This window comes from Rossellomorea sp. FM04394, from assembly GCF_041889765.1.
GTDB classification, from domain to species: Bacteria; Bacillota; Bacilli; order Bacillales; family Bacillaceae_B; genus Rossellomorea; species Rossellomorea aquimaris_B.
On record NZ_CP168654.1, the window covers coordinates 2,579,782 to 2,594,583 of the forward strand.

19 protein-coding genes are annotated in these 14,802 nt (G+C 39.5%); 4 read left to right on the forward strand and 15 right to left on the reverse strand.

From position 1 onward, the window contains the following. Positions 1 to 825: 825 nt before the first annotated feature. From ACCB35_RS12960 to ACCB35_RS12970, 3 genes are all read right to left on the reverse strand, one after another. Positions 826 to 1,638, reverse strand: a complete 813-nt coding sequence (locus ACCB35_RS12960; protein WP_374054073.1) for a CAP domain-containing protein — start codon at positions 1,636 to 1,638, stop codon at positions 826 to 828. Between the two features lie 318 nt (positions 1,639 to 1,956). Continuing rightward, positions 1,957 to 2,316, reverse strand: a complete 360-nt coding sequence (locus tag ACCB35_RS12965) for a hypothetical protein (protein WP_374054074.1) — start codon at positions 2,314 to 2,316, stop codon at positions 1,957 to 1,959. Between the two features lie 158 nt (positions 2,317 to 2,474). After that, positions 2,475 to 2,756 carry a hypothetical protein gene (locus ACCB35_RS12970; protein ID WP_374054075.1) on the reverse strand — a complete coding sequence of 94 codons (282 nt, stop codon included), beginning with the start codon at positions 2,754 to 2,756 and terminating at the stop codon, positions 2,475 to 2,477. A gap of 71 nt (positions 2,757 to 2,827) precedes the next feature. Between ACCB35_RS12970 and ACCB35_RS12975 the strand changes: the two genes are divergently transcribed. Then, positions 2,828 to 3,073 carry a DNA alkylation repair protein gene (locus tag ACCB35_RS12975; protein ID WP_044336558.1) on the forward strand — a complete coding sequence of 82 codons (246 nt, stop codon included), beginning with the start codon at positions 2,828 to 2,830 and terminating at the stop codon, positions 3,071 to 3,073. Positions 3,074 to 3,160: 87 nt separating this feature from the next. On the opposite strand, the gene ACCB35_RS12980 is transcribed toward ACCB35_RS12975, so the two are convergent. The 5 genes from ACCB35_RS12980 to ACCB35_RS13000 form a co-directional block, all read right to left on the reverse strand. Further along, positions 3,161 to 4,780, reverse strand: coding sequence for an MDR family MFS transporter (locus tag ACCB35_RS12980; protein ID WP_374054076.1), 1,620 nt, complete (start codon positions 4,778 to 4,780; stop codon positions 3,161 to 3,163). A 113-nt stretch (positions 4,781 to 4,893) separates the two neighbouring features. Further along, a complete protein-coding gene (locus ACCB35_RS12985) occupies positions 4,894 to 5,361 on the reverse strand; it encodes a MarR family winged helix-turn-helix transcriptional regulator (RefSeq protein ID WP_374054077.1) in 468 nt (155 codons plus the stop codon). A gap of 47 nt (positions 5,362 to 5,408) precedes the next feature. After that, positions 5,409 to 5,771, reverse strand: a complete 363-nt coding sequence (locus ACCB35_RS12990) for a DUF2085 domain-containing protein (protein ID WP_374054078.1) — start codon at positions 5,769 to 5,771, stop codon at positions 5,409 to 5,411. A gap of 12 nt (positions 5,772 to 5,783) precedes the next feature. Next, on the reverse strand, positions 5,784 to 6,080 hold the full coding sequence (locus ACCB35_RS12995; RefSeq protein WP_044336554.1) for a hypothetical protein: 297 nt from the start codon (positions 6,078 to 6,080) through the stop codon (positions 5,784 to 5,786). A 23-nt stretch (positions 6,081 to 6,103) separates the two neighbouring features. Then, on the reverse strand, positions 6,104 to 7,024 hold the full coding sequence (locus tag ACCB35_RS13000) for a GTP-binding protein (protein WP_374054079.1): 921 nt from the start codon (positions 7,022 to 7,024) through the stop codon (positions 6,104 to 6,106). 279 nt (positions 7,025 to 7,303) lie between these two features. Here ACCB35_RS13000 and ACCB35_RS13005 point away from each other — a divergent pair, with 279 nt between their 5' ends. Further along, the gene (locus tag ACCB35_RS13005; RefSeq protein ID WP_374054080.1) at positions 7,304 to 8,029 is read left to right on the forward strand and encodes a helix-turn-helix domain-containing protein; all 726 of its coding nucleotides are present in this window, start codon (positions 7,304 to 7,306) and stop codon (positions 8,027 to 8,029) included. A gap of 1 nt (position 8,030) precedes the next feature. Here the strand turns inward: ACCB35_RS13005 and ACCB35_RS13010 are convergent, their stop codons facing one another. The 5 genes from ACCB35_RS13010 to deoD form a co-directional block, all read right to left on the reverse strand. Further along, complete coding sequence (locus tag ACCB35_RS13010; RefSeq protein ID WP_374054081.1) at positions 8,031 to 8,966, reverse strand: LCP family protein; 936 nt, start codon at positions 8,964 to 8,966, stop codon at positions 8,031 to 8,033. 113 nt (positions 8,967 to 9,079) lie between these two features. Next, positions 9,080 to 10,540 carry a S41 family peptidase gene (locus ACCB35_RS13015; RefSeq protein ID WP_374054082.1) on the reverse strand — a complete coding sequence of 487 codons (1,461 nt, stop codon included), beginning with the start codon at positions 10,538 to 10,540 and terminating at the stop codon, positions 9,080 to 9,082. A 118-nt stretch (positions 10,541 to 10,658) separates the two neighbouring features. Then, positions 10,659 to 11,246, reverse strand: coding sequence for a YitT family protein (locus ACCB35_RS13020; RefSeq protein WP_374054083.1), 588 nt, complete (start codon positions 11,244 to 11,246; stop codon positions 10,659 to 10,661). Positions 11,247 to 11,424: 178 nt separating this feature from the next. Then, positions 11,425 to 12,276 (reverse strand): D-alanyl-D-alanine carboxypeptidase family protein, encoded by an 852-nt coding sequence (locus ACCB35_RS13025; RefSeq protein WP_374054084.1) that lies wholly within the window; start codon positions 12,274 to 12,276, stop codon positions 11,425 to 11,427. 148 nt (positions 12,277 to 12,424) lie between these two features. Then, positions 12,425 to 13,129, reverse strand: coding sequence for a purine-nucleoside phosphorylase (deoD, locus tag ACCB35_RS13030; protein WP_374054085.1), 705 nt, complete (start codon positions 13,127 to 13,129; stop codon positions 12,425 to 12,427). Between the two features lie 129 nt (positions 13,130 to 13,258). On the opposite strand from deoD, the gene ACCB35_RS13035 reads away from it, so the two are divergent. Both ACCB35_RS13035 and ACCB35_RS13040 read left to right on the forward strand, forming a co-directional pair. Next, complete coding sequence (locus tag ACCB35_RS13035) at positions 13,259 to 13,381, forward strand: hypothetical protein (protein ID WP_268876310.1); 123 nt, start codon at positions 13,259 to 13,261, stop codon at positions 13,379 to 13,381. Positions 13,382 to 13,398: 17 nt separating this feature from the next. After that, complete coding sequence (locus tag ACCB35_RS13040) at positions 13,399 to 13,542, forward strand: hypothetical protein (RefSeq protein ID WP_172655602.1); 144 nt, start codon at positions 13,399 to 13,401, stop codon at positions 13,540 to 13,542. 69 nt (positions 13,543 to 13,611) lie between these two features. On the opposite strand, the gene ACCB35_RS13045 is transcribed toward ACCB35_RS13040, so the two are convergent. Both ACCB35_RS13045 and ACCB35_RS13050 read right to left on the reverse strand, forming a co-directional pair. Then, positions 13,612 to 13,932, reverse strand: a complete 321-nt coding sequence (locus tag ACCB35_RS13045; protein WP_374054086.1) for a YodL domain-containing protein — start codon at positions 13,930 to 13,932, stop codon at positions 13,612 to 13,614. Between the two features lie 96 nt (positions 13,933 to 14,028). Continuing rightward, positions 14,029 to 14,799 (reverse strand): sporulation protein, encoded by a 771-nt coding sequence (locus ACCB35_RS13050; RefSeq protein WP_374054087.1) that lies wholly within the window; start codon positions 14,797 to 14,799, stop codon positions 14,029 to 14,031. Positions 14,800 to 14,802: the final 3 nt, after the last annotated feature.

The window sequence follows — 14,802 nt, forward strand, 5'->3', positions numbered from 1 at the left end:
CAAATGTAAGCTCTTAAATAATCCGTTCATGCTCGTCAAGACCACTATTTTACGTATAACTTCCTTAGGTTCGAGAAAACTAACCTCAGACATGCTTCAACCTTTTTTCTAAACGCTCTTTTCGCAAAGATTGTTGCTTTTTAACATATGTACTGTTAAGGCTCTGTCAATTAGTATGTGCTCGATGGTGAGGGGAACTGCTCCGCTTTCCGCGGACGTTCGGCCGAGCCTCCTCAGCTTCGCTTCCGGGGTCTCGGCACGCCCGTACTTCCGCAGGAGTCTGCGCAGTTCCCCTCACCATCTTTAACAGATTTTTTGTGACAGAGCTTCAAAATGTGCTATAAAACCATGTAACTAGAAAAAATAATTCTTCTTCCTTAAAAGGACAAAAAATTCTCCTTACCTTAAATGAGATTGTTTGCTAAAATACTTGTTTTAATAGTTTTCCATTAAGGATACATGCTCAGAAAGTTGAGTGGAGCGGAAGGATGCTCGACTCCTGCGGGAATAGCTGGACAGTACGAAAAGCGGAGGGGCTTTGCCCAGGGGCGACAAGCATAAGACGAGTCTGCCGGAAAGGCGCTCTTTGCCTTTTTGGCAGACTTGGCTTATGACCTCGAGCCCCTAAGCCCCGTAGCTGGACAGGTGAGACCCCGGAGGCGCAGCCGAGGAGGCTCACCGCCAGCCCCGCGGAAAGCGAGCATCCTGGAGCGGAAATCAACTACTACTTTCTTCTCTACAATAGCCACAAACTTTTGGAAAAAAGCTTTTCAAAAAAAAACAACCTCTCCAAGAAAGAGAGGCTGCTTTTATGATTGTATTCTATTATTTACCAATGAACTGTTGAGTCCAGTAGTTACCGTTTTCTACATGTCCCACACCGATGTGAGTGTAGTTTGAGCTTAAGATATTTTTACGGTGACCGTCACTATCCATCCATGCTTGCACTACTTCTTCAGGAGTAGGTTGACCCATAGCGATATTTTCACCGGCAGAACTGTATTGAATACCGAACTGCTTCATCATGTCGAATGGTGAGCCATACGTCGGGCTATCATGGGAGAAGTAGTTATTCGCTTGCATATCACGAGACTTTTCACGTGCAACTTTGCTTAGCTCAGTATCTACTTTAAGCGCTGGAAGACCTTGCTTCGCACGCTCTTGGTTCGTTAATTCCACTACTTTTTGCTCATATTGACTCAATTGACCTGTTTCTTCACTGGCCTTTTGTTCTGGTTGTTGTTGCTGTTCTTTTGGTGCAGGAGCCGGAGCTTGAGCTTCTGCTTTTGGCGCTTCTTGTTTTTCAGGAGCTGGAGCTGGTGCTGGCGCTTCTGCTTTTGGAGCTTCAGCTTTTGGAGCTTCCTTAGCAGGAGCTGGTGCTGCCTGAGCTTCAGGAGCCTGTCCTTTTAACAAATCTTGTACGTTAATGTTCTTACCATCAATTTGGTATTTTGATAGAGTATCTTGTACAAATTTATTTAAATCTTCTTGATTACCATTATATTTAAAAGTATTCACCTGCTGTGAAACCTTATCTGGAGTTGGACATGGTGCGGCAGCGTCAGCTTTCCCTGCTGCAAATGGTGCTGCTAATAGTGTAAATGCTGTTGCTGTTGAAACCATCATTTTCTTGTTCATAAAAATGAATTCCTCCTTAGTGAATGTGTTTTCCTTGCTGCACATTCATCATACCACCCTGTTTTTGTTATATTTACGGGAGATCTTGGTAACTAGAAATCAATTGTTCAATTATGAAAGACAATTTTCCTATAGTACTATAGTAATCATTGATTCTAGTAGGGAGAAAGTATTTTTGAAATGATTAACTTACATTTCCAGTGGTTGTATTATTTAGCTTGGGAAACTAATTATTACCTGTTTATCAGTATTGACAGCTTTTTAACGCACCCAATTTTGTAACGGATGTTACAATAGCATTTCATCGAAAAAGCGATTTTACCCTAAAGACAGGTATTCTTTACATTTTTTATCAGATTCAAGGATAATATATCCTTTTACTTTAAATCCAAGACGTTTTAGTTGTCTTACACCTACATTGCATTCTATAAGATTGCTGCCCATTACTACGACAGGACCATTGGGAATATCGTGTGAGTGCCTTCTTATATATCCACAGGGGATAGCTATAATGTTATGGCAATCTTCTTTTGCAGAATCCTGATAATCACGGACATCCACCACTACATGTCGGGAAGTTACCTCAGGAGAAGACAATCGTTTTGTCCAAACAGGGAAATACCGATAGTACATCATATAAGTAAGTACACTAAGTAGAAGTAAGCTAATCACTAGCATGCTGGCATCATCCTTTTTAATAATCTAATCATCATTATATACCTATATAGGTATTAATAAAAGCAAAATGCTCAGAATGAATAGATTTGCTTATTTCAGTTAATCCATCATGAGTGAAAAGGTATGTCTGTCCTCGGTTCCTAAACAATTAAATGTCTTTATGTATCTCCATTCAGTTCTGACATCATTTCAATATGTACTTTTATTAATGCAACTTTCTCTTCACCCGTCAGTTCCGATTCAATAATTCTCTTTGTAGCTGAGAGATATTTTTCTTCTTTAGATTTACGCACTCTTGGATGACTATTGCCGTCCAATAATTCACGTTTGATGGTTTCCTTCAGGATCTTTTCTGAAGAATTATCCTCACTTATTAATAATCGGTTTTTCCATATCTGTCTGTATGCCTCTAATAATGCATCGAATGATTCTAATCTCATGTTCAATCAACCCTTACATAAAAAGTTTATTTATAAAGCATACTAGAAAAAAACAAAGAAAGGTGATGTACATGACTACACCCTATCGCTGTCCCAGCTGTAAAACAAATCGCACCCGGTTTAATATTATACAACAAGTATCTCAGAGTGTGAAACTCGATCCCGCCTCTGGAGAAGTTGTTCAGAGTTATGAAGAAGGGCAGCTCGAGCCGTTTCATCTTGCTTATAATGGGCCGGATTTAAAAGTTCAATGTGCCGCTTGCGGTTTAGTAGAGGATGAGATGACGTTTAAGAAATTTGGAGAAAGTACGATGTAATTCAAATTAAAAAGGGTAACTGGTTGGCACTGTATTTGTATACAGATCCACCCGGTTACCCCTTTTCTTATTTAAAACTGGAGCCAATCAATGATTGGAAGCTTCTTTATATTTTGTTTCTTTTTCTTCTTCCGTTACATCTTTATTCGACATACGTAATGGGATTTCTTTCATAAAGAACGTTAATACAAAACCAACAAGAAGTATGATAGCACCAATAAAGAAGACATTCGTTAAAGCGAAACTTAACGACTCTCTCACCCCTTCGAGAATGGTTGCGTAAATCCCTTGGAATTCTTCAGGTAATATTGATTGTAATTCTTTTAATTTCTCACCATTCATTATGTTTTGAGGATCCTGAAGCTGCTTCAACACTCCTGATGTTTCAGGATTTGTAAGAAGAGGTGAGTCTTTCACTTCTGACATTTTCTCAGTCATCTTTGAAGACATGGAAGTATTCATCACGGTACCCATGATGGCTACCCCAATCGTACCGCCGATTTGTCTGAATAATTGGGTGGCAGCGGTAGCCACACCTAAGAACTTATGCTGAACAGCGTTCTGAACCGTTAAAGTGAAAACAGGGAAGCTCAGCCCAAGGCCTGTTCCTACTATAATAATATTGATAAGGGCCGTTGTATTGGTAGTGTTCGTATCCATAAAGGATAAAAGAATCATTCCTGCACTCATTACGAACAAACCGATCAGGGCTAGAAATTTATATCTTCCTGTCTTCGTGATGATCTGCCCACCAACTGTACTTGCAATCACCATACTCACTGTCATCGGCATCATCACCAAGCCCGACTTAGTGGCAGATGTCCCCATGACACCTTGAATAAAGAACGGCATATACATGATGGCTCCAAACATCCCGGCACCCAGGATAAATCCAATGATATTGGATAAGGTGAAAATTTTATTCTTGAACAATTGAAGTGGAAGAACGGGATTACTTGCTTTCTTTTCCGTAATGATAAATAAGACAAAGAATATCACCGTTGCTGACAGTAACCCAATAATCGGAAGGGAAACCCATTCATAGTCATTACCACCCCATGTAAAGGCCAATAATAATGGAATAATCGTCAGAGTAAGCATAACAGAGCCCAAATAATCCACTTTCAGTCCTCTATTTGGTTTCTGTGAAGGGAACATTTTATAAATCATCCCAAAGGCGACGAAACCTACTGGCAGGAAGACCCAGAATACCCAATGCCAATCTGCATTATCAACGATCCAGCCTCCTAATGTAGGTCCGAACACACTTGCGAGACCAAATACACTACTCATTAAACCTTGCCATTTCCCTCTTTCCCGAGGCGAAAATAAGTCTCCTACAGCCGTAAACGCAGTAGACATGATCATCCCGGCTCCAAAGCCTTGTATCCCCCGGAAGATGATTAATTGAATGATTGAGGAAGAAAGTCCATTCAAGAATGACCCGATCATAAAGACTCCTATACCTAGGAGGATGAATGGTTTCCTTCCATACATATCCGATAATTTCCCTACTAATATGGCAGTTACCGAACTGGTTAGCATAAAGATTGTAAATACCCAGCTATAGTAGTCAATCCCACCAATCTCGGAAATGATCCTTGGTAAAGCGGTTCCTACTATTGTTTGATTCAATGCTGCGAATAACATGGCTGACATGATGGCTATCATGATCATTACTTTTTTACGATGTTCTAAGTGCTCCATTTTTAAGTCTCCCTTAATATTTATAATAAGAATAATTCACTTACTTAAGTAATTAAGCATAATAGAAGGGATGACCCATCCGGGTCAACCCTTGCTTTGTAAGCTCACGCTTGTTACTTGCGATTTGATGCTAATAGTTTTTCAAACAGTTCAATCAGGTGATTTATCTCTTCTTTATCAAATTTCACAAATAATTCCTGAAAGTATTGAGTCTTTTTTTCTTCACATTGAGAAAGCATTTCTTCGCCCTGGGGTGTCAGGGCTAACTCTACTACTCTACGATCTTCGTTAGAACGCATTCTTGTGATGTACCCTTTTTCTACTAATGTATCTGTAATCGAAGTAATGTGACTTGCCGATACTTCCATACGTTTGGATATTTCAGAAGATTTCAACGCCCCATTCTCACTAATGAGCTGAAGTACCCGAAATTCTCCATTGGAAATGAACTCACCAAAGATGGTTCGAATATCTGATTTCATCATTCTAAAAACGGATCTGAATAATCCCTCTAACTCGTACATTTCTTTTCCCACTAAAAATCGACCTTTCTCACTTCTTGCACTAAATAAATAGTTCACTAAGTTAACTATTATAGTTTAATCATTTTCTTATGATCTGTCAATGGTTATGAACCGGTCAATACCATGAGGGCTCTGACTACCACTTTGGAAATTAGAATGATACTGATCGCTAACCCAATCCCGCATAGGAGTCCGGTCAGTAACCGTAACAAATTCGTACTGGTTCTCCACTTCCACTTCTGCGTGTATCCGTCTGCCAGTAGAGGGAAGATGAGAATCCCCGCATAAACCAAATGAACGAATGTTACCGAGGGGAAGTACAGCCAAACAAACGGGATCCCGATTAGCATTCCCACGAGAATACCCATACAGCGGAAACATAAGGGAAATTGTTTCCCCCTGACGACGAGTGAACGTTCGGGTATTCTATGACAGGGCATAAAGGATAATGTAAGGATGTCTTTCACTCTATCCCCCTCCTATGGACTGCAGTCCGGAGTACAGTCACAGTCCGGTGAATCACAGTCAAATTTCTTTCCTAAACGTGGAAAAGGCATACAGTCAGGTGAATAGATTGCACAATCCCAGCAGTCATATGCTTGATCCCTCTTTTGTTTTTTCCGCTGATAATACACGATCGTTGTGATAAACATGATTACACTGATTCCTATTAATCCAATAAAGATAATGAATTGAAGGTTCGTTTCATACATACTTAAACCGTAGATGCCACTGATAAATAAGATTAGTTCTATACTAAACAAAAGAAACACCATATAAAGTTTCTCCCCACTTTAGGTTATTCCGTTATGTCTATCTTTTCCAATGAACGTATTATCTCTGGTTTATGTAAATTTTCTCCAATTATGACAAAATTGGTTGGATACTTCATTTCTCCGGGCATAAACAGGGGCATGCCATATGAATATTGAAACAAGGTCGGGTTTTTCCGTCCTTGTAACGGAACATAACCCTTCATTCTATAAATGCTATCAGGTTGTTGTTTCACCCATTCCTCAAATGCTTCTCCCCTTACTGTTCCTTTAAAGGAATATATGATCGCTTGTAATGATAAATGTTCACCGAGGGACGCTTTCTCATAAGAATCGCTTCTGTCATCAGCTCTCATAGAAAATAAATCTTTCATTGACACCTTTGAATAGTTCGTTAAATATACCTTTGCTCTCGGGTTAATTTGCCGAAGTTCATATGAGAATGTCCCTTGCTCCATTTCTGAAAGCAAATCCATTTTATTTGCCACAATATATTGAGCATGACGAATCTGTTCTCTCATCAAATGTAAAACAGCAGGGCTGAATTCATCCCTTCTTCTCCACTGTAGACCATCCACCACAGTAACGATCCCCCTAAATTCGAACTGATCGGCAAACAGTGGGGATAAGATTGAATCGACCACTTCAACAGGATGTGCAGCTCCTGTCGTTTCTATCACTAATACATCGAAATCCTCGTTCATTAACAGTTCCTGAAGTTGGGACTCCAGCTTTTCTGAAATGGTGCAGCATATACATCCATCAAGCAACTCTCTTAAAGCCGTATCTTTATCAACTTCATCACTATCGATGGATACACTTCCTAGTTCATTCATTAAGACAGCCGGTTTTTTATTCTGATCCTTTAAGGACTCCAGCAAATTCTTTAATAAGGTCGTTTTTCCACTTCCAAGAAATCCGGAAAGTATATAAACATCTTTCTTCATTTAATCTTCCTCTCTATAGATCCTATACATATTCTATTAGAAAGTGCTTATGAACACAACGGACCAAATCATTCGCCTCAACTATTTGAGTATATAGGGGAAATAGGGATGAAGATTCTTGCCTAAAAAAGCGTTTTCTTATTTTCACACGCATAGAATGAATAGACAGGAACCGTGTCACTCAAGATTGGCTCTGGATCTATGAGTAACTTTTAATAATAACTGCATCATTGCAGCCGAAGTTATAAACCATTTAATTCTTAAAAGGTGGGGTTGTCATTGTACTACGAGAAGATTGTTCCCCTTAAACTTAGAGACTTTTTAAAGAATCCTTCTCATGAAACATTGAAGGATCTGTTACTTCATAATACGGGCGAAACAGATTATGTGGATTTTAAATCAGATTGGATTGAATTCACAAAAATGGCGAAGCATATTCTGGCCATCTCCAATACGGGAGGCGGATGCATCATTGTAGGTGTGATGCAATATGATGATGGATCGTTAGATTTAAAGGGATTGTCGGATGAGGAATTTTTAGATAAAGCAGATGTTGATAATAAACTACAACATCTGCTTCCAAAATATTTACGGTATAGGACTGAGGACTTCATTTTCCCTAAAGGTATCCATCCATTGTTGGACTTAAAGCGATTCCAGGTTCTCATCATTGATTATGACCCACGTTACGTTCCCTATACCTCTATTGTGACAAGAGGTGAATTAAGGTATGGGGCCATATATGCTAGACAAGGAACGAAGACAATCGAAGCTACACACGAAAAGTTGGTGGACGTGATTCTTCGCAAAGTCCAGTCAGGTGGATCTGATAGTGATGAGCGTACATTAAAAGAGCATCTTGAACATCTTAAAATCCTTCATTTGGAACATAACCAAGCTGAGGATCTGAAGTACAAAAAATATCTTCAAGATTTAATTGTAAGAAAAATGAAGAAGATAGAAAATTTTCTTGACCTGGATTCTTCTGAGTTTCACTCTTGGTGAATCATTCAACCGTTTTCAGAAAATCCCTGATGGCTTCTTGATTCTTCTGTTCGTCCATATCTAAAACCAGTCCTGCATTCACAGTCGAAAGGTCCGTAAAGCTTCCTTCTATCGGTACACGCAGGGTGTCCACCCTGTTCACGGGGTCGAGCATTAATGACATACCATACTTAATCACTTCACTAATTGGCGTAGAGGTTTCTACGTTTTTCAAACCTTCTCTCATTAGGGAAACGACGGTTGTAATTCCTTCTCCGGACTGCAATTGCTCCATAAGACTTTTTTCCGCTAATGCCATGATCTCCTGCTGCCGCTCCACTCGTCCAAAATCGCTTTTTATGTCTCCCCTAAACCTCACATATTGTAAGATTTCTTCACCTCTTAACACTTGCTTCCCGGGATCCTTCGACCATTTCCAATACTTTATCATAGGTTCAGACACTGTAACCCCGACACCTTCCGGAAAAACGAGGTCCATCACATTAATGAAATCATTAAAGTCTACTTTGACGGTATGGTGAACATCTATGTTGAAATTTTTCTTAATCGTTTCAGCGAGGAGCTCCTCTCCCCCCCACGAATACGCATGATTAATTTTACTCTTTTCATATCCAGGGATGTTTACGTATGTATCCCTCATGATTGAAACCATCTTAATGGAAGATGATTGTGGTGTATACTGAGCAACCATTAAGACATCTGCTCGGGCGGGTTCGTTTTTACGTTGATCTGAACCGATCAGAAGAACATTGACAGGAGATTTTTTATCCTGTGGGACTAAAGGGAAAATCGATTCATCCTTTTCATTTAAGAAACGCTTTTGCGATTGAACTTCTTCTTTTGGTACCGGTTGCTCTCTTTCACCCCAGAAAGGCGAACAACTTACAACAATGAATACAGAAAATAATAGAGCCAATAGTAACCCTGTTTTTTTCATAAAAATCACCTCATATATACCCTCATTGTTGGTAAAGCTCCAGCATTCTATACGAGTAAGTAGAAACCAATCATCAAAAAAGATCTCAGGTAATTTCACCTGAGATCTTACATTTAGTTATTTTTGTTTAATTCTTCGATCGCTTTTTTCACTTGAGGATCGTTTTCTTTTAGTTTTTCTCTAAGATTAGACATAAGCTTAACCGTCGTTTCAGCATTTAACGTTCCTGTCACCTTCAGTTCATTCTTTTCCTGGAACTGCTTAACCGCTTTTGTTGTGTCTTCATCATAATATCCATCAACGTTTCCTGGATTCAAGTCCAGAGCATTGAGCATTTGCTCTGCTGTTTTCACCTGATCCGATAAATCTGATTCCTTCAGTTCTTTTTCAGGATTGATATATGGAAGCTGTGCATAATCCGGCATCTTCGCTTCAATATCAGGTGTGATTCCTTTTTCATGAATCCAATTGCCATCAGGCGTTAACCATTTTGCCGTTGTGAATTTCATGTTAGAACCATCTTTGAAGGTTTCAGCTGTTTGAACCGTTCCCTTACCAAAGGTTTTTGTCCCAACAAGAGGAATATCGTTTGACTCACTTACAGCTGCTGCCAAGATTTCTGCAGCACTTGCGCTTCCCCCATCAACGAGAACGGCTGTAGGCACGTCTATTTTCTGCCCGGATTCGGATACATACTTTTCCACTTTCCCGTTGCTGTCTTCCACTTGGAATAGAACTTCGCCTTCAGGTACAAACAAGTTAGAAATTTTCACGGCTTGATCCAGTAAGCCACCTGGATTTTGTCTTAAATCAAGAACAAGCTTTTTCATACCCTTATCGTTCATTTCATTTAATGCTTCGGTCAATTCTTTATACGTATTCTCTGAAAAGCTCGTAATTTGAATTTCAGCTACGCCATTTTCTTTCATTTCCGCATAAACCGTTTCAATCGGGATCTCATCTCTGGTGATGGTAACTTGCATTGGTTTATCCTGACCCGGCCTCTGAATGGTCAGTGTAACCTTTGTCCCTTTTTCACCACGTATGAGGAGAACCGCATCGGTCACAGACATTCCTTGAATACTTTTGTCATCCACTTTAGTGATTGTATCATTCGGTTGTAAACCAGCTTTCTCTGCAGGTGAGCCTTTAATAGGGGAAACGATGGATATATACCCTTCTTTCTCCTGTATTTCTGCACCAATTCCCTCAAATGAAGAGGAGATGCTTTCCTGGAACTTTTCCGCTTCCTCTACATTCATATAATCAGAGTATGGATCACCGACACTATCAAGCATTCCATTGATAGCACCATTTACTAAAGTGTCCTGATCAAGGTCTTTATAATAGTTTTCATTTAACTTATCATAGGCTTCGTAAAGTTTTTGAAATTCTGAACGTTCTGTAACCCCTACATTGACCGCTTTTTCATCTCCGAATGCCAGTGCAAATGTTGTAATCCCTGCAGTTGCAAATACAAGGAAGAACAGGAGCATAACAAATTTAAACTTCTTAATTTTTATAAAATTTGAATGGGTTTCTTGTTGTGACTGATCCGTCTTATCTTGTTCCAAAGCTTCCACCACTTTCGTTGCTATGTATCTTGTGTGAATTTATCGTTTACAATATCATGAATCATCTATATGAGCAATCTTGAGCTCATAACTTCTTTATTCTATCAGCTTTTCAATATTAACGAAAGGAAAATCCATTGTCATGATTATGATGTGTCAAAATGGTTGTAAAAAACCCTACTGTACTGACAGCAAATAAAGAATATAAGAAAGACTCCATACCGATGATCGGCCAGCCAACCACCAGCACTATGCTATCAAAGAGAAAGATTAATTTCCCCACATTAAAGTGAAAGCTTTTTCCAATCAATTGAGCCAGTAAATCGGATCCGCCAGTTGCAGAGTTGCCTTTCAGCATAAGGCCGATCCCAATTCCAACGAAGGTCCCGCCTAAAAAGGCGCTCATAAGAGGAGGAAAAGTAAAAATATTTTTCCATTGATAAAAAAAATCTATCATTAATGAGGATAACCAGAGGCCATGGATACTATTATAGAAAAGCTTTCTGTCCACGAAAAAAGCCAGCATATATAATGGGACACTCAATAGGATGATCGTAAGTCCCGGCTTAAAACCAAACCAATAATGGGCAATTAGCCCAATCCCAATCATGCCCCCATCCAGGAAATGATGAGGTACGAAAAAAAGATCAATCCCGATCCCTACAAACACACTTCCTATAATAATAATGCTAAAAGTCCTTAACATCCGTTTCACCCGCTCACCTCAAATTGGACAGCCCTTATTATTGTTGTATGTGAGAAAGTGAGAAAACAGAACAAAAGCGGCGAGCGATTGGGCAGGTGCGAGTTTCCTTAAAGGCAATATTACAAATGATAAACACCAAAAGGGCCAGAAACCCAAAGCTTCTGACCCCTTTAAATTATTAAATCTTTTTCACATTATTAAAAAATTCTTCTAAAGACCAATCGTTTTCATAAATGACTTTAGCCGCATCCTTACCTACATATCTGAAATGCCAAGGCTCATATTGATACTGAGTAATTGAAACCTTGTCTTCAGGATAACGGAGGATGAATCCATATTTATAGGCGTTCTCTGCAAGCCACTTGCCTTCCTTTGTATCGGCAAATTCAATGTTTACCTGGAAGTTATTACTTTGACTTGAGATGTCCATAGCTAAACCGGATTGATGCTCACTTTGTCCCGGCGGTGCCACGGCCATAACGGCTTTTTCTTCTCCGAACTGAGCAATTTCTCTTTCCAGCAGCATTTTTTGATATTCATACGAACGATAGCCTGAAATAGCTGTCAGCATAACACCTTGTGCTTTAGCGGCAGTGAACATTTCCTCCAGCTGCTCTGCCGCTTCTTTACGAAGATATGCCTTTTCTAGTTCTTGATTACCAAATACGAATGGAACATCGGGGCGAACCAAATCAGTCGGTTTGTATTCATCTAATGCATAATCCTTATTCACAAGGGCTAAAAGGTTGGATGGATTTTGGATGATTTGTTTTCCGTCCACCACTTTTACTTCATTAAAGTATTGGGACTCTAATTGTAGTTCTGGAGGAACCGATTCTTCCTCTGACGGAGCGGATTGTTCTTCATCAATTTGTTCATCCGGCTGACCCTCTGGAGTTTGTTCCTTCGGTTTCTCTTCTTTCGTTTCTTGCTGTTTTTGGCCAAATAAATTCTCTGACCAATCTTGTACTTGCGAACATCCCGATAATATAGTCAAGGAAGCAGCAGTTACGAAGATGATCTTTTTCATACTTTCACCTAGTTTCTCTATAATGGTTCCATCCTTCATCTTACCATGTATCAGGAATTATGTAAGCAGGACATTCTTCATAAAATGAAAAACTGCTTATAAACCCGGGGAAGGGAATGTAAGCAGTTTCTTTTGATAATAGATGGATCTACTCCCCAATGGCAGCTTCCAATGCAACTTCTATCATTTCATTAAAAGTTGTTTGACGCTCTTCTGCAGTCGTTTCTTCACCTGTCAAAATATGATCGCTAACTGTCAGAACGGATAGTGCATTTCGTCCATATTTAGCTGCTAGCGTGTATAGAGCCGAAGTTTCCATTTCAATTGCCAGAATTCCATATTGTGCCCATTTTTCATGCTCGGCATTGTCATTATAGAACATGTCGGCAGTAAACACATTTCCGACCTTTAAGTTAAGTCCTTTCTCCACTCCGGCATCATATGCCCGTTTAAGTAAGTCGAAGTTAGCTGTCGGTGCATAGTCAATACCGTTAAATGTTAATCGGTTCATTTGAGAATCAGTGGATGAGGTCATAGCGAGGATGACATCACGTACTTTAACATCCCTTTGGATAGCCCCACAAGTACCGACACGGATTAGGTTTTGGACGTTATAGCTTTGCATTAGTTCGTTAATATAGATGGAAATAGACGGAACACCCATTCCTGTTCCTTGAACGGAAATTCTCTTCCCTTTATATGTTCCTGTGTATCCAAACATATTACGGACTTCGTTATAACAGGTTGGATTTTCAAGAAAAGTTTCTGCAATGTACTTTGCTCTAAGGGGATCTCCTGGTAATAAAACCGTTTCAGCTATTTCATTTTCTTTTGCATTAATATGTATACTCAATTACTTTCCCTCCTAACAAGACTGTTGAAACACCATTGTAATCCTTTTTTATTTCTTATGCAACGCTGGAAAATGGAAGGATAGAAAGCGGTTCATGGGGTCAAACTAACTTCAGAAGGAGGGATCCAGATGACTAAAGAAAAAATGAGTAAAAAACTGAAGCAAGCAGTACAACATGCAAATGAAACAAACCCTTCTACCCGCTCCGGGACACAACCTAACTCTTCAAGAACCGAAAGACTTAAATCATAACGGGGAGGAAAATTGGTATGGGTAAAAAACACCGAAACAGAATTAATGCTCCGAAGAAAAATAACCATATATCCAAAGAAGCACTAGATGCTGAGCACAATGCGCATGCTAAAGAAAATTCAGCCCAGAATCGAAAAAACGGTCCGGGAAATCACATATAAAAGGCAATAAAAAAAGGAAAGGATCTAACCACCATGGAAGATTCTTTCCTTTTTTGTTACGTTGCTTATTTAATGAATTACGATCCGATTAACTCTTTTCCACCCATTTGACTGAAGGCGATAATAATAATGACCTCTCCGTCCCTCGTCAATAAAGATGATATCACGTGTAGCAATGTATCTGCCCTGATAATCTTTAGGAACTAGATCTGGCACGTTAAATGTCCTGAACGTTTCATACAGGGCCTCTTCATGATTATTTGCTTGAACAGAGATTCGATATACCTTTTCATAGCCCTTATCCTCCCCATACCTAGGAGTTTGGAAAATGGTCATATCGTAGGTCGATCTCAAAAGCTTAGGACGAATGATTTTTTCAAGTAAAGGCATGAGCACCCCTCCGTCATTATGTTGTACTCATACTATTACACATAGACCTTGTCGAATCCTTCATCTAAACATAGGAATGTTTGTCGAATCAATCCATTAAGCGAATTTATTAATCACTTCTCGCAGTTTAGATGAGAGAAGGGGAATATCCGACTTACTTATCGTCATTTTCACCATGGATTCGTCCATTTCAAGAGCTTCCGCTAAAAATCCACCTAACCCTCTAGCACGTCGATCCACTTCTAAGAGAAGATCCACTTGTTCTTCCGATTGATTCATGAACATCACTTCAAGTTCATCTAATTTTCGTTGGTACGGACCATTTACCGGTACGAATTCAAATTCCTGTATGAAGGGGTAGCGACCTCTGTAGCGACGTGGTGCTTGCTCACATTCAACCTTACGAATCCTGAAGCCAAGCTCCTGAACAGATGTGAGCACCGCATTCGTCAATTCATTCGGGACGATTTCAATATAATCTTTGTCTTGTGGATCCACTGCATTTTTAATGTCTAAGCCCGTGGCCACCCACACCCTTGTGTTCCCATAGGTGATCGGGGTTTCAAATGGCAATGTAAAGGTAAAAGGGAACTCTTTCGTTTCATTTTCGCCAATGGTAAAAGGCTCGGAAATCTGTACTTTTTGTATAGGAGCATAATCAGTGTATTTCTTGTCGTCTGATTCTCGAATATATGTAGTAAAGAGAGTTAAATAAATTGCATCGATGTTTTGATCTGCGCTCCCTCCGGTAATTTCTACTATACCCTTTGCTGCTTCCCCTGCATGATAGCTTGATTTCTCTAATTTTGTATCTACTGTCGCTGATCCGATTCCAATTGAAGCAAATACTTTGTTAAAAAAAGACATGTG

What these genes read in the sequence shown, in the direction of transcription:
- ACCB35_RS13050 (WP_374054087.1), bottom strand. Translation starts at nt 14,799, where the DNA reads ATGTCTTTTTTTAACAAAGTATTTGCTTCAATTGGAATCGGATCAGCG.
- ACCB35_RS13040 (WP_172655602.1), top strand. Translation starts at nt 13,399, where the DNA reads ATGGGTAAAAAACACCGAAACAGAATTAATGCTCCGAAGAAAAATAAC.
- ACCB35_RS13010 (WP_374054081.1), bottom strand. Translation starts at nt 8,966, where the DNA reads ATGAAAAAAACAGGGTTACTATTGGCTCTATTATTTTCTGTATTCATT.
- ACCB35_RS12970 (WP_374054075.1), bottom strand. Translation starts at nt 2,756, where the DNA reads ATGAGATTAGAATCATTCGATGCATTATTAGAGGCATACAGACAGATA.
- ACCB35_RS13000 (WP_374054079.1), bottom strand. Translation starts at nt 7,024, where the DNA reads ATGAAGAAAGATGTTTATATACTTTCCGGATTTCTTGGAAGTGGAAAA.
- ACCB35_RS13020 (WP_374054083.1), bottom strand. Translation starts at nt 11,246, where the DNA reads ATGTTAAGGACTTTTAGCATTATTATTATAGGAAGTGTGTTTGTAGGG.
- ACCB35_RS12960 (WP_374054073.1), bottom strand. Translation starts at nt 1,638, where the DNA reads ATGAACAAGAAAATGATGGTTTCAACAGCAACAGCATTTACACTATTA.
- ACCB35_RS12975 (WP_044336558.1), top strand. Translation starts at nt 2,828, where the DNA reads ATGACTACACCCTATCGCTGTCCCAGCTGTAAAACAAATCGCACCCGG.
- ACCB35_RS12965 (WP_374054074.1), bottom strand. Translation starts at nt 2,316, where the DNA reads ATGCTAGTGATTAGCTTACTTCTACTTAGTGTACTTACTTATATGATG.
- ACCB35_RS12995 (WP_044336554.1), bottom strand. Translation starts at nt 6,080, where the DNA reads ATGGTGTTTCTTTTGTTTAGTATAGAACTAATCTTATTTATCAGTGGC.
- ACCB35_RS13025 (WP_374054084.1), bottom strand. Translation starts at nt 12,276, where the DNA reads ATGAAAAAGATCATCTTCGTAACTGCTGCTTCCTTGACTATATTATCG.
- ACCB35_RS13045 (WP_374054086.1), bottom strand. Translation starts at nt 13,932, where the DNA reads ATGCCTTTACTTGAAAAAATCATTCGTCCTAAGCTTTTGAGATCGACC.
- ACCB35_RS12980 (WP_374054076.1), bottom strand. Translation starts at nt 4,780, where the DNA reads ATGGAGCACTTAGAACATCGTAAAAAAGTAATGATCATGATAGCCATC.
- ACCB35_RS13035 (WP_268876310.1), top strand. Translation starts at nt 13,259, where the DNA reads ATGACTAAAGAAAAAATGAGTAAAAAACTGAAGCAAGCAGTACAACAT.